This is a genomic window from Sphingobium sp. LB126, from assembly GCF_002795205.1.
Classification (GTDB): Bacteria; Pseudomonadota; Alphaproteobacteria; order Sphingomonadales; family Sphingomonadaceae; genus Sphingobium; species Sphingobium chungbukense.
The window spans coordinates 1-18,998 of sequence record NZ_NETV01000002.1 but is presented as its reverse complement, the minus strand read 5'-3'; the positions used below and the strand labels follow the sequence as shown (position 1 = coordinate 18,998).

General features: G+C 64.0%; 8 protein-coding genes and 22 pseudogenes. 11 read left to right on the top strand and 19 right to left on the bottom strand.

The genetic code is table 11. The annotated features are described in order from the left end of the window. Position 1: 1 nt before the first annotated feature. The 5 genes and pseudogenes from CAF53_RS28220 to CAF53_RS16410 form a co-directional block, all read right to left on the bottom strand. Positions 2–265: pseudogene (locus tag CAF53_RS28220) on the bottom strand (autotransporter domain-containing protein); the annotation flags it as partial. A gap of 126 nt (positions 266–391) precedes the next feature. Further along, positions 392–661 (bottom strand): annotated as a pseudogene (locus tag CAF53_RS28215) (hypothetical protein); the annotation flags it as partial. Between the two features lie 929 nt (positions 662–1,590). Continuing rightward, the coding region (locus CAF53_RS27760) for a hypothetical protein (protein ID WP_206780921.1) at positions 1,591–1,833 on the bottom strand (243 nt) is incomplete at its 3' end. A gap of 1,968 nt (positions 1,834–3,801) precedes the next feature. Continuing rightward, positions 3,802–4,101 carry a 2OG-Fe(II) oxygenase gene (locus tag CAF53_RS28210; RefSeq protein ID WP_277949213.1) on the bottom strand — a complete coding sequence of 100 codons (300 nt, stop codon included), beginning with the start codon at positions 4,099–4,101 and terminating at the stop codon, positions 3,802–3,804. Between the two features lie 312 nt (positions 4,102–4,413). Further along, positions 4,414–6,075 carry a ShlB/FhaC/HecB family hemolysin secretion/activation protein gene (locus CAF53_RS16410; protein ID WP_100239517.1) on the bottom strand — a complete coding sequence of 554 codons (1,662 nt, stop codon included), beginning with the start codon at positions 6,073–6,075 and terminating at the stop codon, positions 4,414–4,416. 350 nt (positions 6,076–6,425) lie between these two features. On the opposite strand from CAF53_RS16410, the gene CAF53_RS16405 reads away from it, so the two are divergent. The 3 genes from CAF53_RS16405 to CAF53_RS16395 all read left to right on the top strand — a co-directional run bounded on the left by CAF53_RS16405 (position 6,426) and on the right by CAF53_RS16395 (position 10,467). Further along, positions 6,426–6,701 carry an HU family DNA-binding protein gene (locus CAF53_RS16405; protein ID WP_046763704.1) on the top strand — a complete coding sequence of 92 codons (276 nt, stop codon included), beginning with the start codon at positions 6,426–6,428 and terminating at the stop codon, positions 6,699–6,701. A gap of 753 nt (positions 6,702–7,454) precedes the next feature. Next, the gene (locus tag CAF53_RS16400; RefSeq protein ID WP_100238876.1) at positions 7,455–8,315 is read left to right on the top strand and encodes a MucR family transcriptional regulator; all 861 of its coding nucleotides are present in this window, start codon (positions 7,455–7,457) and stop codon (positions 8,313–8,315) included. Positions 8,316–9,516: 1,201 nt separating this feature from the next. Beyond that, positions 9,517–10,467 (top strand): hypothetical protein, encoded by a 951-nt coding sequence (locus CAF53_RS16395; RefSeq protein WP_100238875.1) that lies wholly within the window; start codon positions 9,517–9,519, stop codon positions 10,465–10,467. A 671-nt stretch (positions 10,468–11,138) separates the two neighbouring features. Here CAF53_RS16395 and CAF53_RS16390 read toward each other — a convergent pair. From CAF53_RS16390 to CAF53_RS28190, 6 pseudogenes are all read right to left on the bottom strand, one after another. Further along, positions 11,139–12,197: pseudogene (locus tag CAF53_RS16390) on the bottom strand (replication initiator protein A); the annotation flags it as partial. A gap of 1 nt (position 12,198) precedes the next feature. Then, a pseudogene (locus tag CAF53_RS28205) lies at positions 12,199–12,356 on the bottom strand (replication initiator protein A); the annotation flags it as partial. Positions 12,357–12,627: 271 nt separating this feature from the next. Then, a pseudogene (locus CAF53_RS16385) lies at positions 12,628–13,610 on the bottom strand (ParB/RepB/Spo0J family partition protein); the annotation flags it as partial. 184 nt (positions 13,611–13,794) lie between these two features. Further along, positions 13,795–14,266: pseudogene (locus CAF53_RS28200) on the bottom strand (chromosome partitioning protein); the annotation flags it as partial. 1 nt (position 14,267) lies between these two features. Then, positions 14,268–14,791 (bottom strand): annotated as a pseudogene (locus CAF53_RS28195) (AAA family ATPase); the annotation flags it as partial. Position 14,792: 1 nt separating this feature from the next. After that, positions 14,793–14,988: pseudogene (locus CAF53_RS28190) on the bottom strand (chromosome partitioning protein); the annotation flags it as partial. 219 nt (positions 14,989–15,207) lie between these two features. Between CAF53_RS28190 and CAF53_RS29240 the strand changes: the two are divergent. The 8 genes and pseudogenes from CAF53_RS29240 to CAF53_RS28140 form a co-directional block, all read left to right on the top strand. After that, positions 15,208–15,943 (top strand): annotated as a pseudogene (locus tag CAF53_RS29240) (GAF domain-containing protein); the annotation flags it as partial. Between the two features lies 1 nt (position 15,944). Beyond that, positions 15,945–16,113, top strand: a pseudogene (locus CAF53_RS28180) (hypothetical protein); the annotation flags it as partial. 1 nt (position 16,114) lies between these two features. Next, a pseudogene (locus CAF53_RS28175) lies at positions 16,115–16,585 on the top strand (PAS domain S-box protein); the annotation flags it as partial. A 12-nt stretch (positions 16,586–16,597) separates the two neighbouring features. Continuing rightward, positions 16,598–17,054 (top strand): annotated as a pseudogene (locus CAF53_RS29235) (histidine kinase dimerization/phospho-acceptor domain-containing protein); the annotation flags it as partial. Positions 17,055–17,158: 104 nt separating this feature from the next. After that, a pseudogene (locus tag CAF53_RS29075) lies at positions 17,159–17,207 on the top strand (hypothetical protein); the annotation flags it as partial. A gap of 82 nt (positions 17,208–17,289) precedes the next feature. Next, positions 17,290–17,342, top strand: a pseudogene (locus tag CAF53_RS28155) (hypothetical protein); the annotation flags it as partial. A gap of 37 nt (positions 17,343–17,379) precedes the next feature. After that, a pseudogene (locus tag CAF53_RS28145) lies at positions 17,380–17,565 on the top strand (ATP-binding protein); the annotation flags it as partial. 1 nt (position 17,566) lies between these two features. Beyond that, a partial coding sequence (locus CAF53_RS28140; protein ID WP_242443486.1) for a response regulator occupies positions 17,567–17,938 on the top strand: 372 nt, incomplete at its 5' end. A 9-nt stretch (positions 17,939–17,947) separates the two neighbouring features. On the opposite strand, the pseudogene CAF53_RS29070 reads toward CAF53_RS28140, so the two are convergent. The 8 genes and pseudogenes from CAF53_RS29070 to CAF53_RS29055 all read right to left on the bottom strand — a co-directional run. Next, positions 17,948–18,003: pseudogene (locus tag CAF53_RS29070) on the bottom strand (hypothetical protein); the annotation flags it as partial. Position 18,004: 1 nt separating this feature from the next. Continuing rightward, positions 18,005–18,058, bottom strand: a pseudogene (locus CAF53_RS28135) (LuxR C-terminal-related transcriptional regulator); the annotation flags it as partial. 35 nt (positions 18,059–18,093) lie between these two features. Next, positions 18,094–18,150, bottom strand: a pseudogene (locus tag CAF53_RS29065) (hypothetical protein); the annotation flags it as partial. 1 nt (position 18,151) lies between these two features. Next, a pseudogene (locus CAF53_RS28125) lies at positions 18,152–18,345 on the bottom strand (response regulator); the annotation flags it as partial. A gap of 1 nt (position 18,346) precedes the next feature. Further along, positions 18,347–18,504: pseudogene (locus CAF53_RS28120) on the bottom strand (response regulator); the annotation flags it as partial. Between the two features lie 5 nt (positions 18,505–18,509). Next, on the bottom strand, positions 18,510–18,562 hold a 53-nt coding region (locus CAF53_RS29060; RefSeq protein WP_277949212.1), incomplete at its 3' end, for a hypothetical protein. 129 nt (positions 18,563–18,691) lie between these two features. Then, positions 18,692–18,792, bottom strand: a pseudogene (locus CAF53_RS28115) (hypothetical protein); the annotation flags it as partial. A 1-nt stretch (position 18,793) separates the two neighbouring features. Then, positions 18,794–18,998, bottom strand: a pseudogene (locus CAF53_RS29055) (PAS domain-containing sensor histidine kinase); the annotation flags it as partial.

Below are 18,998 nucleotides of genomic sequence, written 5' to 3'. Positions count from 1 at the left end.
NGTAGGAGGCCGTCGCATCGGCATAGAATTGGCCGTTGTTGAAGCTGGCATAGGGACCGATATTCGTGGTGAACAAGCTGATGCGGGGCCGCTGCGCCGGGTCGAGGCGGGCATCGATGCCGTCAATGCCCAATGTCGCGCCCAGAATGAGGCCGCGCACCGGTGCGACATCGATGGCGAAGCGAAGCGAGCGGCTGTCGGAGTCCGTCTTGGGGCGGTCGGGGCGCCCCTCATAGGTTGCTTGCCGGATGCCGCCCGTCAGCATCATGTGGATGGTCCGGTCGCCGCTGGCGGGAACAGCGGCCAGGGCGTCGATGGCGATGCTGCGCCGTTCCGTCAGCATGGCGCGAANTTCCCGGTCGCCGGCGTCCATCGNCTGGATCGAGAGACNGGGGAGCAGGCTGTAGCTGCGCGGCGACAATTGCCCTAGCGCATCGGCACGAGCAGGGGCGCCTGGCAGGGCATCGATCGACGCCAGCATGGCGGCGCGGTCGCCCACGGACGCGGTGCCGGAGTCGGGTCCGGCATCGACCATCGCGCCGACCGCCGCTTCGCCTGCGGTCGTCGCATAGGGTGTGTAGGGACCGGCATGGGCCGGTTGCATCGTGGCGCCCAGCAGCAGAATCGCCCCGGTCAGGGTCGGAAAAGGCCATTTCGACAAGAGATATTCCCCTTTTTTGGACTCTGTTTTTGCGTGCACGCAAAGCCGGTCAGTCAGGCAAATGCCGACAGGCCCGACGGCGTCTGGATGGCGGGCGCGGACGATGGCGGGCGAGATGCGCGGCGGAAGCGGGAGCGACCGAGAAGCTCACCTGCCACCCATTCCGCCTCCGCATCGAGCACGGTCTGGAGGTGACGCCCGGAATCGACGCCGTCGACGATCACCGTGGAACCGATCGTCCGCGCCAGGCCGATCAAATGCCCGATCCGCGCGCCATGCGCCCTTTGTAGAAAGGCGCCGTCCAGCTTCACGATATCGGGCGCCAGCGCCATCAACTCGCCGACCGAAGCCTGGCCCGTTCCGAAACGCCCGATTGCGATGCGCACGCCCAGCGNCTGNAGATNGCGAACACAGCTTTGCACATCCTGCATGGCGAGCATCCGGTCGCGATCGATGATCTCGATCACGAGCCGCCGTGCGAGGNCGCGATCGCGCTTCAGGCGGGCGAGCAGATCGCTCCATCCGCCGTCGCCGCCATGCAAGCCGCGCGACAGGNCCTGCGCCGAGAGGGCGACGGAAAGGCAGGCGAAAGGATCGGCCTCCAGCGCGTCGACCATGTCGGACAGGAGTCGCCGGTCGAAGCGATGGGTCAGGCCGAGACGATCGAGCGCGGCATGGGCCTCCGCGCAATCGATCGACACGCCGTCCTCGCCGATGCGGCGCAAGCAGGCTTCATGATAAAGGATCGCGCCGGGATCGCGCGGAGAGGCAATGGGGCGCCAGGCAAGATGCGTGGTGCCGCTGCGCACGGCCTTCAGCAGCGACACGGCAAGCTGCATGTCCTCGCGGTAGCATTCNGCGGGCAGCGCGACATCGTCCGACATGGCGTCGTGGACCGCGCCGGCCGAGAGCGACAACAGGATCTCGTNCCCTTCGAAACGGAATGGATCTGCCTCCAGCAGGATGCATAAACTGTCGAGCATCGGCGCGTGGACGAAAGGATCGGCAAGCGGGCACAGCGCGACCCCGGTCCCGTCGACCCGGCAGCCCTCCGTCCCGAAATGGCGATCCATCTTTTGGCGCAGATGGTCCAGCGCGGCCTGGGCGGCCCGTTCGCCATAGGCGGTCCGAATCGGCAGGGCGTTGTTCAGACGAACGATCGGCAAATGCATGACTTCCCTTTCGAGATGAAAAGCNGGGTCGGNTTGAGGAGGCAGTGTGCCACTGCCTCCTCGCCCCCCGTCCATNCCCCNGGGGCAANGGGGATNGGCTCCAGCAGGGCGCGGCGCGGCATGTATGAGGACCATGTCGAGCCGCGCACCCGCATCAGTTACCGCCGTTCAGCAGGCCGCCCAGCAGGCCGGTGACGGGCGCGGCCGTATTTCCCGATCCGGTCGCCGGGGCCAATATGCCGTTGACCAGACCCGTGACNGGGGCGAGCGCATCGCCNGTCCCCTGCCCCGCCCCCGACCCCAGCAGTCCGTTGACCGCACCTGTGACCGGCGCGAGCGGCGAACCGTTCGCGTTTCCACCCGGCAGTGTCGGCGCCAGGCTGTTGACGGTATCGAGCAATGGCGCGGCGATACTGTCCACTGCGCCTGTGACGGCGGCAGCCACGGGTGCGGTAGTAGCGATGACCTGGTTGACGGCGGTTTCCGCCTGCTGTCCCAATATCCCGCCGGCCAGACTGCCGACGGACTGCAAACCGGCCTCCACGCCCGTCGCCGTGGTCGGCAGTGCGACATCGGCCAGATTGCCTTGCGAGAGCAGACTGACCGTCGCCAACTGCCCGGACGCGGCCGTGCCCTCCGCCGGCAACAGGTTGACCCCGACCAGCGTGTTGCCGGTCGACGGTCCGGTCAGCGCATTGCCGCCGACATTCGCGCCGATCAGCGGCCCGCCGAGTGCCGCCGAAGGATCGGCGCCGACGCTGCCCAATGTGCCGGTCACACTGCCCACGACATTTTCCACCAATCCCGTGACAGGCGCGAGCACACCACTATCGCCCAGCAGCGGTCCTGTAACGGGCGACAGGGCGCCGCTCACGCCATCGAGCAGCGGCGCGCCGATCTGGCCGACCGCCGATGTCACCGTCGCCACCGTGGGCGAGAGACCGTCGGTGAGCTGCGTCACCGTGCCGCCCACGGACGCGCCCAACAGCGTCCCGGCCAGCGCACCGACCGGCGCCAGTCCTTGCTGGACGCCTTCGGCCGTGGCGGGCAGGGCAATCTGCGCCACCGTGCCGTCGCCGGTCAGCAAGTCGGCCCTGACCACACTGCCCGTCGCGGGATTGGCGCCAGGAAGGATGTTGACGCCGACCAGCGATCCTGGCCCGGTCGGGCCGACCAACGGGACATTGCCAACCGAGGCGCCAATGACGGCACCGCCGCTGGAGCCGGTNGGACCGGTCGGGCCACCGGGACCCGCGGGGCCGGATGGACCGGTGGGGCCGTTGGGACCAGCAGGGCCGCTGGGTCCGCCNGGGCCGGTCNGGCCAGCAGGACCCGTAGGGCCGCTAGGTCCGCTCGGACCGGCAGGGCCAGTGGGTCCGCCGGGACTGGTCGGGCCGGAAGGTCCTGACGGGCCGCTCGGCCCCGTGGGACCGCTGGGGCCGGAAGGACCCGACGGCGAATGGCCGCCGCCTGCCCCAATGTCGAAGCCGACGCCATCGGCGCAGGCGCTGAGCAAAAGAAGANGTATCGCCGTGGCGCATAGAAGTGCGCGCTTACCCGGTCGGACCGATCCATGACGTGGCATCGNAAACTCCCTGTTTGACTGCGAACAGATCGCAACAGGGACAGAGTAAGCCCGACCTTCCTTATCGCCTCGTCAAGAAGAAACCGCTCTGGTTGCAATGCATCGGGAAGGAAATATTGCCGCCGTGATGATCCGGAAACGGGGACCAGAGTTTGCGCAAAACGCGTTTCGCTATGCGGGAAATCGCGATTATCGGCTGTCGGTGCGGCTTTGATGGAGGCCTGGACCCGCAATATCGCATGGAGATCAAGCAAAGCCGGTCGGCGGAGGGTTGATCCGGATCGGAGCTTTTTCCTGCCACGGCATGGACGAACAGAGACGCGCCTTGCAACGAAAAGGCACTGACGGGCGACGCCGGAACGCAAGCCCAGGCCATGGCACGATCAGCGCCAGCGCGGCCCCTCGATCCAACTGACGAGGCTGCGCCGAATCCCTCTGGTCACGGGCAGGACGCGATGTTGGAGAAAGGAGGGGAAGATCAGCATGCTTCCCCTGGGGGCGAAGCTGACGCCCGGTTGCTGAAGGCCAAAAAATTCGAAGGAGCCGCCCTCATAGTCTTCGGGATCGGACAATTGTGCCACCACCGACAATTTCCGGTCGAACGGGCGCGCCGATTCCAGCCAGACATCCTGATGCCAGTCATATTTGCCCTGGGCGCGGCCATGATATTCGGTGAACTGCAGTTCATANGGGCCGAAGATGTCGACGCCGAAATTGGTCCGGTTCGACGAATGGACGAACTGCATCAGTCGATCGACGATATCCCGGTCGCGATGCACGTCCAGCCAACTGATGGTGGACGATCGATAACCATGATCGCTGCGCTGTTCCTGAGCGAAGCCGACCGTCGCCGATTGTTGTTCGTACAGTGCGGCGCGTTTGATGATGGCATCGCATTCCGCCTCCGTCAGTGCCGAAGGCCAGACCTCCCATATATTGTTCATCTCTTGTTTTCCCTGCCTTGCGATCCTTTTTGCGCATACGCAAAAGGGCGATCAGAACGCCCGTCCGATCCCGAAGAAGAAACGCGTCTTGCGTCTGTAGGACGGCGCGGGCCGCTTGACCGGAACGGCGATTTCGGCGCTCAAATGCCATTTCGGGCCGAGTCCCAGGCGCAGGCCGCCGCCCGCCGATGCCAGTCGACGGTCCTGCGCCGCGAGCCCATAGGCGGGACGCGCCGTGGCATGGGCCAGGGCACCGTCGAGCGCCGCGAAGAGCGTCGCCTCCTTGAGCAGCGGTGACCGGGCGGGGAGAGACCAGGCTATTTCGACACTGCCCGCCAGCGCTTGTTCCGCGGTCAGGGCGCCCAGAGAATAAGCCATGCCTGCTCCCCTGCCCCCCAGCGCGAAGCGTTCCGTCACGGGCAGATTATCCTTCGAATATTGCCCTTTCGCCGTTGCCTTGAGTGTCAGTTTCCCGGTCAGGCGCTTGACCGCCACTGCCTGAAGATTGACTTTGGTGAAGCCGGTTTCGGAAAAGCCCGCAAAGGGTCTGGCACCCAGCGCGTCCAATCCCTGGCTGACGACGACGGAAAGCGCCTGACCATTGGTCGCGTCGGCATGAGACCAGGAGGCGCCCAGGCGCAGGACCCGCGAGCGATAATCGCCGAACCGGGTGTCGAGGAAATAATTATGGCTGTCGATCCCATCGAGCGACGCCGTGACCGTCAGGTTGGTCTTGTAGGAACGCAGCAGCGGATAGCTGAACGACAGTCCGGCGAGCGTCGCGTCGCCCTGTGTCCGATTGTCTCGCGACCGGGTCTGCACATGGGCCGCCTGCGCCGTAAGGGTGAGGCCGTTGCTGCGGATCGGCGTGCTGTGGCTGAACGCATAATATTGGTAGCGGTCGGGATAGAAGGGCATATAGCCCGACAGGCGGGTGCTGTCCCCCTCACGCGCGAGACCGTTGATCGTCAGCGACAATTGCGCCTGTATGCCGTCCACCACATTATTGACGCCGCTATTGTCGAGCAGCAGTCCGATCCGGACCTGCTTGCGTTTGACGATCAGGTCGATCAGCAGGTCGCCCGGCTGGGCCAGTTGACGGACCTGTGCGTCGACCGTCTGGCCGGGCATGTCGCGGAGCAGGGACAGCGTCCGTTCGAGCCTGCTCTTGCGGAGTGGCGCATCACGCATCAGCCGCCGCATATGCGCTGCAATGAGGCCGGTGGGCATGCCGGGAGGAAGGCCGGTGACGCGATAGTCGCGCACCCGCCCCTCGACCAGCCGGACCGTCAGCACGCCGCCATGGGGCGTCTGCGCGGGGATGGAGACGGAATAGAAAGCGATGTCGCTGCCGTCATAAAGCGCGCCGATGGCGTTGGCGATGTCCTGGATCGCGTCGGCGGTGAGGGGGCGGCCGATGAAAGGCGCGGTCGCGGCATCCAGTCGTGCCTGGGAAAGCGTGGTCCCCGCATAGCGCAATGCCGTCAGGCGCACGGCCGCCGCGGCGGGACTGGGCGGGACGAGTTGGACCGAAGGTGCGGGCGGCAGCGGCGACGTGGCCGGCGGCGCGATTTGCGGCTCGATCCGGTCGCTCCGGTCGCGATCGATGACCGGGACGGAGGGCCTGTCCTGCGCCACCGCCGGGGAGAGGGGCATGAAACCCAGCAGCACCGCCAGCAGGATGCCCTTCACCATTCCCGACAAACCGTCCATCGTCCCATGCCATCCCCGATCCGGCATGAGGATGGGGGAAAAGGACGGCGCCTTCACCAGGAACCGCGACCGGATCGGTGAATTCGGCAAGCTTTCGGAAAGGCCAGGAGGGGACAAACTGGGGCTTTGAAGAGGAAATCGCGGCGACAATTGCAGCCATTTCGGTCTAACCGCATGAACCGACCGTGGCGGCAAATGCCATCCAGCGCGGCGGGTTCGTCCGAATTTGGACCGCAAAAGCCGAAAAAACGCGATTTTATCGCTGTTTTTCCCTGATTATCGGTCGCAAAGGGGCTGGTTGAGCGCGATCAGACAGGTTAAGACCATCCGTCCACGAAAGGGAGATGATTATGAACAACGCTGAACTCGCCGAAGCTCTGGCCACCGATCATGGTCTGACCAAGGCCGACGCGCGTAAGTATGTCGACAGCGTCTTCGCCGCGATCGCCGGTGCCGCGACGAAGGGCGACGAAGTTTCGCTGAACGGCTTTGGCAAGTTCAAGGTCAAGGATCAGCCTGCTCGCGAGGGCCGCAATCCTTCGACCGGTGCCGTGATCCAGATCGCAGCTTCCAAGAAGCTGACCTTCACCCCGGCCAAGGCCGTGAAGGACCAGTTGAACGGCTAAGGCATTTTTCAAAAATGCGATAAGGGAAGGCCGGGCATTTGCGCTGACGCGAAATGCCCGGCATCTTTTTATAGGGCGCCCCCTCCGCTGATGGAGGAGCGCCATTATCTGTTCGGCCTGCACGAGCCTCCTCATGCCCCGCCGGTAAAGATGTCGGATGGATTGCGTCCGATGCAATCATGATCACATGTTTCGCATTTGCGATGTCGTCCACGACAGAGCATTTGGCCCGTGCCTTTCAGGCATCCTCTCCTAAAACTCAGTAGGCCGGTCGAAAGACCGGCCTTTTTTTCCGGTATCCGTCCCATGCAGCTCAACTGCCGGGCGCGAAAAGATGCGGCGGTCGCACCATTGAGCCATATGGTTTATATGGCGCTGTAATAGATTTTCATTCCGCACCGATCTCTTCCAATAACACTTCCAATAACAGAAGCGTGATGTCTGCCCATGCGACAGGACAGATTGGATTGCTGCAACCATTTGCCTGATGAAAGGAAATTCCGTCCGAATACAGTAGCCGCTGTCACATGATGAACTGAAAATTTCGAGCGGGGCCTTGCTGCGCCAGATCGAAAATTCCGCCTGGACGGCAGGCCAAGGAAGCTCGACCTGTGCCGTCCCGGTACAGCAAATCAGTCGCCATGCAGATAAATGGCGACTATTGTTCCGATTTAATGGTGTTTCGGATTTACATTTGCATCAAAACCGCGCAAAAGGCAGCTTCTACCGGTCATAATATGGGAAGCGGGGCCAATGTCTGAAGATAATCAGCCTGACATCACGACGCTCACTGTTCAACTGGTGAGTGCGTTCGTCTCCAACAATACGGTTCCAAGCGAAGGTCTCGCCGATCTCATTCGAACAACGCGGTCTGCCTTGACTGAGGATCCGGCAGCGAAAGCGGCCGTACCGGCGGCACCGACTTTTACGCCCGCCGTGTCGGTTCGTAAGAGCCTGTCGTCGCCCGAACATATTTTGAGCATGATCGACGGCAAGCCGTACAAGACCCTGAAGCGCCATCTGGCCAGTCATGGTCTGACCCCCGCCGAATATCGCGACCGTTATGGCCTGCCCAAAAGCTATCCGCTGGTCGCGCCCAACTATTCCGAAGCGCGCCGCGCAGTTGCCACCAAGCTCGGCCTGGGCCGCAAGCCGGTGAGCAAGAAGCCGGCAACGCAACCTGCCTCTGTCGCCGCGCCTGTGGTGTCCGCCAAGACTGCACCTGTTGCGGCAAAGACCGCACCTGTAGCAAAGCCGGCCGAAGCCAAGACACCTGCCGCTCCGAAACCGGCCGCAGCCAAGGCGCCAGCTCCAAAAGCCAAGGTGGCCAAGGCGGCGCCCGCCGCAAAGGCACCTGCTGCCAAGCCAGCGGAAGCCAAGGCCCCGGCAAAAGCTACCGCGCCCAAGGCTGCGGCTTCTCGCAAGCGCCTGTCCATCGCCACGCCGACGGCCGAGAAGAAGGATGCTCCCTCGGCTCCGGCAAAGGGGATCGACAAGCCTGCGGTGGCGGCGAAAGCTCCTGCAAAGGCTCCTGCGGCCAAGGTTGCTCTTAAGAAGAAGCCTGCTGCAAAGGCCCCTCCGGCCAAGACGACGACGCCTGAAACCGCTGCATAAAGTTTCGGCCCTTTCGGGGGGCCGAGTGATCGAGATTACGCCCCGATCCGTAGACGTGATCGGGGCGTTGTCATGTCTATGGCCGGTCCGTGGCTTTGGCATGGCGACTTTCGGCGTCGAGAGGTAATCTGCATGATCTGGGAAGGACACCGGATCATCTTCCCCTTCCGATATTACCCGGCGATATATTCACAAACCAAGGGTCACGCTGTCTTCACGGTTTGAAATGATCGCCGGGGACTTTGCCGACCATTTCGGAAAATCGATAGCGCCGGCGATCGCTCCATCCACCCTTCTGCGCCCGTCGTTTCCAAACGGATGTAAGGCGAAGGGGTTTCGCACGAGCCCGATCACCGTCCCCTGCCTTTCAGTAAGGACGATCTGTCGCCCTCCCCTGCCAGCTCCGTCATCGAGGGGATTTCCACGATCTGAGGGACCTGAGCTGACGATCGGGCAATCATGGCAACAAGCAAATCGAACCTCGGCCTACTTCGTCCCCACCGAAGCCGTCCCATGCATGGCCGTTCCATCCGCTCCGCTGCCTTCCCGAAGAGCGCGGTGCGAGGACGGTCATGTCTCTGCTGGGCCCCTCCCCTACCCTTTCGACGATTTCCAGCCGGCCATATGGCTTCGCCTGCCAAAAAATTAGGCACCGCTGTAGCGCCACTGGGCACCAAAACAGGGCTGGGACAAGCAATCCTATACAGGACAGCTGATCGAGGGCTGTTGGGCCTTAAAACGGCAAATAGCCGCAATTCCCATTTTGTTCTCTCTTCTGGGCCCATGGTCCGCAAAGGGCTGGCGCCTGTTGTCCGGAGGGAGGACCGAAACAACATATTCCGGAACCCGATCGTTTTTCGATCCATCCGCTGTCGACCAGCCGCTTTTTTCGCCGTGAACGGTTGTGCGCAAAGCGGGGTCAGGAGGTCAGCTCACGACCGAGACCTGGCCTCCTTCGCGATAGGCGCTCTGTTTGCCTTGTGCGAACAGGAGATCTGCCTTGTTGCGGGGCCCTGCCAACCGCCCTGCCCTCGCCCATCCGACGTCAAATCATGCTGGCCGCGCTCATGCCGATGTGCCATAAGCAGCTTCGTGGTCGAGTCCTTCATGTAAGACATCTCACCCTTCCAATCCGGGCCTATCAGCGGATACAACCAACACCCCTCTTTGGTTGTACGCGCCCTTGCGCTATCCATAGGAAATGCGCGATTTCTCATCCTCTTCGGATCAAGCCCTGCTTCTCCTCGGCCGACTCGACGGAAGGCTGCTCAACAGCCCGGCAGCCGATATCTGGCTGGCGCAGGCGAGATTGAAGGGCGCGGCTGCCCTGGCAAGCTTTGCGGGCATTCCCGTGTCGGTGAGGAACCTGCAGGACTGGATTTGCGGCCGCACGGCTCCGCCCCGGCACAGCGAAGGTCTGAACGATCCCTTTTCCATCGCCGCCCTGTTTCACTTTGCCCTGTCTGCGACGGAGGGCCATGGCGACCCTATCGCGCGGGCGACGCTCAATGTCTCGCGTAGCTTGCTGGACGATCGGAAGGAGGCCGACCTTTGGGCGCCGGAGGACCTGGTGCGTTTTGGTCCGCTCTGGCGCATGGCGCAAATGCTGCTGGAAGCTCCCTACCCTGTCGCATCCTTCCAGACGGTCGCCCGGCGTCTGATCGAAGCACGCACCAGCCTGGACATGCCAGCGACGGAAGGACAATTGCTCACGACGATCGATGGGCGGCAGTTGCGGATAGAAGCGCGGCGGTTCGATACGGGGTGGCTGTTGGCCTGCCATCTGCCCGCGGCGCTTGTCGCGGCCGGTCTGGCTCTTCGTCCCCTGCCCTCGCTGGTCGATCTGCCCCGCTTCCTGCCGGATGATCCAGAGGCACTGGCCGGGCATATGGCAACCATGATCGCAAGGCAGGCAGGTCAGGGGCTGGTTGAACTGGACCGGTTGGAAGCGAAGCTCGCGCAATTGCCCCAGTTGCCGGTCACACGGCGAAGCAAGGCGCCGCTCCTGATCCGGCTGGAACTGGCTTATCCTGGGCTTGGCAGGACGGCGATCGCCCGATTGCTCGGCATTTCCCATCAGGGTGCGACCAAATTGGTGGCGCAGGTGGAGCGGCTGACGGAGGGTCGGCTTTCGGGGTTGGGTGGTCGGTAGACGGAACGGGCCGTTGTAGATTCATCCATAAATTCCCAAGGCAATATCTCCGGCCAGTTACAAGGTTTCTAAGTTAGTTAGAGAGTTACCGGCCCCGGCGCAGTCGTCCGAATCGCCGGAATCGCATGAGTCGGCCGGAAGGGCCCGTTCCCATAGGATCGATGGTTCGTTCCCATTGTGTCGGACCGTCCGTTCCTGAAATGTCGGGGAACCGTTCCTGAAGGGGCGAAGACCGTTCCTGGAGTGTCGACGATAGCGGATTTGCCTCGATATGGCGGACCGGATTGAATCAGTTTTCGAAATGGGGTCCGGGAGGACGTTCAAAATCTTCGACGGCTTGAGCGGAGCGGAATGGCTGGAAGCGGTTGTTTCATCCTCTGGGAAGCGCACCCGACACTTCGGGAACGGCCATCCATCCTTCCGTGGCATCGAGACGGGGGATGGCCGGGCCCGCACAAAGGCCGATGGCAGACCGGCGCGGCGGTCAGAGGGTGTGCGGATGACCATGGTTTGTCGGGCCATGCGCGCTCGACTGGCTGTAAGGGGAATAGCCGCAATAGGATGATCGTCGGCCCGCATGATGACGGGCCGTAATGGCGAGATCGGCAGGCGGGAGTGGGAGAGGGGCCACCGGTCCGGGCGCCAGGGGCGCGCGGATCTCGGCCGACGGTTCAGAGGCGGTGCCGGTTCTTCTCGTGGAAGCGACGGACGAAGCCGATGAAGGCCTTTTGGTAGCTGACCGGCGTACGAGCGGCATCGCCGTCAAGCCAGTCGCGAAATTCCTGATGCAGTGCCTGATAGTCCCAGCCAGGGCATTCTGCGCGCAAGGTGGCGAGCGTGGCGTCGGTGATCTCACCCGCGCTGGCCTTGGCGGACAGTCCCGCCACGGTACGGCGGATCATGGCGCTCGCGTCGAACAGTTCCGGCTTTTCCGCCGCCACGGATGGGGAGGGGGACGAAGAGGGGGAGGGGGAGGGACTATCGGAAGTCGGCTTAGTAACGGGCCGGGCGGCGGGCAGGCTGGCCGGAGCGCTGACGGAGGGAGATGGAACAGCGGAGCGGCGGCGCATGCGCAGCGAGGGTTCGCGCTTGCCCTCCGCCTGTTCGAGATGCAGCGTGTAGCCGGGCAGGGGGTCACGTTCGGCGATCTTGGCGATCTCGAACTTGAAGCGGCGGTACGCGCCCTCGGCCCCGGACTTGTCGAACAGGGTCGGCATGGAGATGGCGAAGCCGGCCTCGCCCGCACCGCCGGCATGTTTGCGCGCCACCTTGTAGAGCCAGCGTTCGCGGCCGCCCGTGAGGTCGAAATAGGCGCGGTCGATGCTGAGCACGCCGCCCTGCATAAGCACGCCTTCATAGAACCAGTTGGAAAGCTCGATGGTCATACCGCGCGAGCGTTCGGTGCGTTCGTCGACAAGCTGGGTCCAGCCGTCGAGCCAACTGAAGGTCGCCTCGCGGCGATTTTCGGCGCGGATATTGGTCTTGATGGTGGTGGAGACGAGCCGGTCGAGCGACTGGCCGAGCAGTTCATAGGCGCGGCCGGTGGTCGGCCGGTGGATGGCGCGCAGCAGGTCATAGGGCATGAGATGCAGCTTGCGCGGAATGTCGTTGAGGCCGCGGCGGGCCATGTCGGCCAGTATCGAGGCGCAGTAGATGAGGATGTCCGCATCCCAGATGGTCGCCATGCCATAGTCGGGATTGGCCGAGACATGGACCCATGCCTTGCCGTCNGGGGAGGTGTAGTCGATTGGCTTGACCCGCTTGGTCTTGGCGAGGCTGAAGAAGGGGCGCTCCATCATCTCGCGCTGGTCGCGCAGCGGCATGTCCGCGATATAGGGAAGGAAGAGTTCGAACTGGTCGTTGATCTCGGTCTTGCCGGTGCGGATCATGGGCAGGTCCTGTCGATGAAAGGCAGCCCGTGGCTTCCGACGGCGCAGCGTCGGGCGATGACAGCATGGCTAAACCGTGAAGGAACGAGCGAATAGAGAAATGTGGAGCAGAGGCGGGGAGGGGTGTTTCCCCGGGGAAACGGAGAGGATGCTCCCCGGAGGGTGACGGCAAGAGGACGAGCCTGTTTCCCCGGGGAAACAGGTTGCGCGGCGAGGGCGTTGCGCATCCGCCGCGCCCATTCCGCTGCGATGTCCCGCCCCCCCGCGACCATCAGCGTTGCAGCCCCTTGCCCTGTCGTTCGAGATGGTCGAGCGTGTCGCGCAAGGCCTGGGTCAGCATGTCCATGTCCGCGCCGGACCCGGCATGGAGACGGATGGTGACGCCCTGGCGATTGACGGACTGAACGGTGAGCGCGGGGCGGCCAAGACGGGTGTTCCAGACATAGGGTTCTTCCCTGGGCGCGGATTGTGCGGCGCGAGGGGCGTCGAGCAGGCGTTTGAGCACATCGCTCGCCGGGATCAAGATTGCACCAGCCGCGCGCAAGGCGCACTGTTCGGAGGCGAGCCGGCCGGCTTCCGCCATGATCGCCGGGGCGGCTTTTGCGTCGTCGAGCGCCTGCGCGAGGGCATAAGCGGGTTTCAGCAGCACGTCGGCAGGCGACGCGAAGGCGTCGATGATGGGGTCGGGAATGCCTGCGACCTTGATCATCTTCGACAGCCAGCCCTTGGAGAGTTTCAGCCGTTCGGCCATGCGGGTCAGGTGGCTGCCATAATGGGCCTTGAGAGCTTCGGCATAGTTGCGGGCGCGCTCCAGATCCGAAACGTCCTTGCGGGCGCGATTTTCCAGATCGGCCAGGCGAAAGGCGGCTTCGTCGTCAAGCTGGGCGACCTGCGCCACGAACATCATCTCGGGATAGCTGTTCGCGCGCAGCCAACTGATTGACCAGTGGCGGCGGGTGCCCGCAATCACCTCATAATCGTGATCGGGGTCGCCCTCGACCCGGCGGATCACGGCGGGCACCTTCTGCCCGCCTTCGGCGATGATCGAATCGATCAGTTCGCGGCAATTTTCCTCATTGAGAAGCGCCTGATGCCGGGCATTGCCGGTCCAGATGCGGACCTTGGCCGGGTCGAGCAGCAATTGCGTGACCTGCCGCACCTCGCCCGAGGCGAGACGGGCGAGCGCGGATTCGCGGCCAAGCAGGGTCGTGCCCCGCGCACGGTCTGGACGACCCTGGACCGGGGGAGCGGACANGGGGGGCTCCGGTGCCTTGATTTCTTCCTGGGCGGGCGCAGGCGTGGCAGCCTCCGCCTCCTCCGAAAGCAAAGCGGCGAGATAGTCGGATTGCTTACGCGCCATCACATTTNCCCCCCAGGCGAACCGGGAACATAAAGTGAACATATGGCGGCGGGCGACGCTGTGATGCGCATCGATCCATCATGCATTGATAATATCCTCTTCCCGCGCCGGGGTGACGCGGCCCCAGCCCTGGCGCACCAGAGCCTCTATCTGGCCAAGCGCCTCGTCCAGATTGGCGCGGCAGCGCTTGTGGGTTCGGGGCGTGCCGATCGGCTTTTCCAGTTCATAGACCGTCATCATGCGCAGCGCCGCATGGCTGATCTCCGCGCTGTCGAGGATGGGCACGGGAAGAAGCGCCGGGCCGAAGCTCTGTTCCATGATCGCGCGAACCATCGAATGGCTGGGATCGTTGCTGTCGAATTTGGAGCAGAGCAGGCGGACGAACTGGTAATCGACCGCGATCCCCGCCTGCTGGAGCTGGCCGATCACCTGGTCCATCATCGAGAGGAACTGGACGGTCGAACAGAAGTCGGGCGTGGTCGCGGCCAGCGGCACCAGCAGGGCGTTGGCGGCCTGCATCACGGCAAGGCTGATCGTGCCCAAGGCTGGCNGGGGGTCGAGCAGCACCACGTCATAATGGCGGGCAAGGTCCATCAGTCCCTGTTTGAGTTTGCGGAAGCGCGCGGCGAGGACCGATCCGCCGTCGCTGCCCGCCGCCGCCAGCTCATATTCGACGTCGAACAGTTCCAGGTTGGACGGGATCAGGTCGACATTGGGCCAGGCGGTGTGCTTGACCGCATAGAGCAGGTCGACCTGCGTCGGGTCGATCGACAGATAGGGATAGAGCGTCTCTTCCCGCTGGATGTTGAAATGCGGGTTGAAGCCGAACAGGGTGGTGGTCGTCGCCTGGCTGTCGCAGTCGACCACCAGCACGCGATAGCCCTGGACCGCGAAATAATGGGCGAGATGGGTGGTGACGGTCGACTTGCCGACGCCGCCCTTGAAATTCTGGACCGCGATGATCGCGGGCACGTCGAGCGGGGCGCGTTCGGGCGAGGCGCCCAGCACCTGCCGCATGTTCAGCAGCTCCTCCACCTTGTAGCCGGGGCGGCGTCCGTTTTCGGTCGGCGGGGCANGGGGCAGGCGGCCATCCTCCTCCGCCATGCGGATCCGATTCGTCGAGCAGCCCAGCAGTTGCGCCGCCTCGGCAATGCCGAAGCGGATGTTGAGTTCCTTGCGGCTATCCGGCAGAAAAGCCTTGCGGCGCAGGCGTTCGACCATCTTTTCGCCGGCCTCCGCCAGATCGCCAATCTGGGTTACCACTGCGTTCATTCCTGCCCTCGCGCGCGATGTTGAAGCTTGTTTGGGACAGATGTGGCATAAATCCTTCAAATTGGCAAATGAAGGGGAATTGAGCTTCGGGAGGAGCGGATGGGCGTTCAAATCGTTCCAGACACTGGCCTTGCGNCCTCTTCGGCCGAGCGATCAGCAGGTGGATGAGATTTCTGCCCACAAGGGATACCAAATTCGACCAATTGATCCCGTTCGGCCATGGTTACGGTTGGTCGCTGGAAAACAATGGCTTATGCTCCGGTCCGAACGACTGCGAAGGTCAGGGGGCCTATGCATGGGATGAAGGGGGAGAATGGGGGGCCGTGGCCACGGCTGTTCGCGGCCGCGGAGCGGCTGGCGAAGGCCCGTTCGTTGTCCGATGTGGTCGATGTCGTGCGATCGGCGGCGCGGGGGATCATCGGCGCGCAGGGAATCTGCTTCGTCACCGCCGATGGCGACCATTGCCATTATGTCGCGGAAGACGCGATCGAACCGCTGTGGGCGGGACAGCGCTTCCTCATGAGCGAATGCGTGTCGGGCTGGGCGATGCTGCATGGGGAACCCGCCATCATCCCGGACATCTGGCGCGACCCTCGCGTGCCGCAGACGGCCTATGCGCCGACCTTTGTGAAGAGCATGGTGATGATGCCGGTCGATACCGGCGTCACTGAGGCAGCGATCGGCGCCTATTGGGACAGGGTGGGCGCGATCGACGACTTCGCCGTGGCGTTGCTGGAACAACTGGCGCGGCTGGTGGCGGCGGCGATCCGCAACGTCTCGCTTCAGACCAGCTTCGAGATCGTCAACCAGGCCGGGGCCGCGGTGGCCGCTGATCAGGATCTGGAACGCATCGTCCAGACCGTCACCGATGCCGGGGTGGAATTGACCGGGGCGGAATTCGGCGCCTTCTTCTACAATCAAGTCGGGGAGGATGGGGAGAGTTACATGCTCTACANCCTTTCGGGAGTGGAGCGGGAAGCCTTTGCCGGCTTTCCCATGCCGCGCAATACGGCGGTGTTCGCGCCGACCTTCGCGGGCCAGGGGGTGGTGCGGTCGAACGACATAAGGCTGGATGCGCGCTACGGCCATAATGCGCCGCATGAAGGCATGCCGCCAGGGCATCTGNCCGTGGCCAGCTATCTGGCGGTGCCGGTGGTTTCGCACAGCGGGGAGGTGCATGGCGGCCTGTTCTTCGGCCATCGCCTGCCCGGCCGTTTCAGCGCGGAACATGAAAAGATATTGGCGGGCATAGCCGGCCACGCCGCCACCGCCATCGACAACGCCCGGCTGCATGCGCAGGCGCGGCGGGAAATCGCCGCCCGTGCCGATGTCGAGGCGGAGTTGCGCCAGCTCAACGCCACGCTGGAGCAGCGGATCGAGCAGCGCACGTCGGAAATCCAGCGCGCTTTCACCAGGCTGGAGGAAAGCGAGCAGCGCTTCGGCAAGCTGGTGCAGGGGGTGACGGACTATGCGCTGTGCATGCTGGACGCGTCGGGCATCATCACCAACTGGAATGCAGGTGCCGAACGCATAAAGGGTTATGCCGCCGAGGAGATATTGGGGCGGCATTTCTCGATCTTCTATACCCCGGCCGACCNGGGAGGCGGGAATGCCGGAGCGGACGATCCGGATCGCATCGGTCGCCGGCCGGTTCGAGGCGGAAGGCTGGCGCATGCGGCGTGACGGCCGCGAATATTGGGCCAATATCGTCGTCGACGCGATCCATGACGAGCAGGGCAGGCTGATCGGCTTTGCCAAGGTGACGCGCGACCTGACCGAGAAACGCGCGATCGAGGAGCAACTCCGCCAGGCCCAGAAAATGGAAGCGGTGGGCCAGTTGACCGGGGGGATCGCGCATGACTTCAATAATCTGCTGACCGTCATCGCGGGCAATATCGAATTGGCCGAGCGGGCGCTGCATAAGGGCGATGAGCAGGACAAGGCGCTGCGGGCGGTCGGCAATGCAATGAAGGGTGCGGAGCGGGCAGCGGCGCTGACGCAGCGATTGCTGGCCTTTTCGCGCCGTCAGCCGTTATCGCCCAAGCCGGTCGACCTGGGGCAGATGANCGACGGACTCGCCGAACTGCTGAAGCGGTCGCTGGGCGAGTTGATCCGGCTCGACATCCGGCGTGGCGAGGGTCTGTGGGCGGTGGAGGCCGACCCCAATCAGATGGAGAGCACGTTGCTCAATCTGGCGGTCAATGCCCGCGACGCCATGGNCAACGGTGGCATATTGACCATCGAGACGGTCNATATGNCTCTCGACGAAGCCTATGTCGCGCGGCATCCCTATGTGGTCGNCGGGGACTATGTGATGATCGCGGTGGCCGACACCGGCACCGGCATGTCGCAGGNAACGCTGGCGAAGATCTTCGAACCCTTCTTCACCANCAAGGAGATCGGACGCGGTACGGGGCTGGGGCTCAGCCAGGTCTATGGCTTCGTCAAGCAGTCGGGCGGCCATATCGAGGTCCAGTCGCGCGAAGGGCAGGGGACGACGGTGCAGCTCTTCCTGCCGCGTTTCACCGGAAAGGCGGGGCTGTGGGAGGGCGCGCGCGTTCCTGGCGCTGACCGGCANGCGAAGGGCGAGACGATCCTGGTGGTGGAGGATGATGCGGGTGTGCGCGCCTATTCGGCGGAGATATTGCGGGACCTGGGCTATCGGGTGATCGAGGCGGCGGACGGCGCCGCGGCGCTCAGGCTGGTGGAGCGGCGGGGGCAGGGGATCGACCTGCTGTTCACCGACGTGGTGATGCCGGGGATGTCGGGCAGCGAACTCGCGCAGCGGGCGCTGGCGCTGCGGCCGGGGCTCAAGGTGCTGTTCACCAGCGGATATACGCGGGACGGCTTCATGCGCGACGGCCGTCTGGAGGCGGGCATCGCGCTGCTGCCGAAACCCTTCGCGCTGGGCGATCTGGCTGGCCAGATCAGGAGGTTGCTGGACGGGTGAGCCGCTCGCTCACTCCGCCGACCCGGCATGGAAGGCGATCCGCAGCGCTTCGGCCAGGCTCTTCANCTCCAGCTTCTGCATCAGGTTGGCGCGGTGGATCTCCACCGTGCGCGGGCTGATNCCCAGATCATAGGCGATGGTCTTGTTGGGCAGTNCCTCGACCAGCCCGTCCAGCACTTCGCGCTCCCGGTCGGTCAGGATGTTGAGCCGCGNCCGGGCATCCTCCGTCCGCGCGCTGGCGCCGCGATCGGCCACCGACAGGCGCTGCGCCGTTTCGATGCAGGCGAGCAGGGCGGCCTTTTCGAACGGCTTTTCGATGAAGTCGCTGGCGCCCGCCTTCATCGCCGTCACCGCCATGTCGATGTCGCCATGGCCGGTCATGATCACCACCGGCAGCATGACGCCCCNGGCCCGCAGTTCCTGCTGCACCGCCAGCCCGTCTATGTCGGGCATCCGCACGTCGAGCAGCACGCAGCCCGGCGGCAGGCCGGCGGCTTCCTTGAGGAAGCTGGTGCCGCCCTCGAACAGCCTGACCGCAAAGCCGCTGGTCTTGAGCATGAAGGACANNGNNCGCCGGATCGCCTCGTCATCGTCCACGACATAGATGGGATAGGGTTCGCTCATGCTCTATTCTTCCTTGTTGGCCGTATTTTGCGAGCCGACTTCCAAATGGTCTAATCCACGGCGTCCAATGTGAAATGAAAGGCGGTGCCGNCCCATTGCGACGGGGAAGCCCAGATGCGCCCGCCATGNCCCTCCACGATGGTCTGGCTGATCGACAGGCCGACGCCCATGCCGGACGCCTTGGTGGTGGTGAAGGGGGTGAAGAGCGTGCGCGACATGTCGGGGTCCAGNCCCGGCCCGCTGTCCGCGACGATCACCTCCACGCGGCCGGCGTCGGTCGGGGAGGGGGCCGGGATGGCGGACAGGCGCAGGATGCGCGCCGGGCTGTTGGCCATCGCCTCCACCGCATTCTTGGTGAGGTTGATGATCACCTGCTGCAACTGCACGCGGTTGGCCAGCACCTTGTCGACGCGGGGGTCGACGCTGATGTCCATGT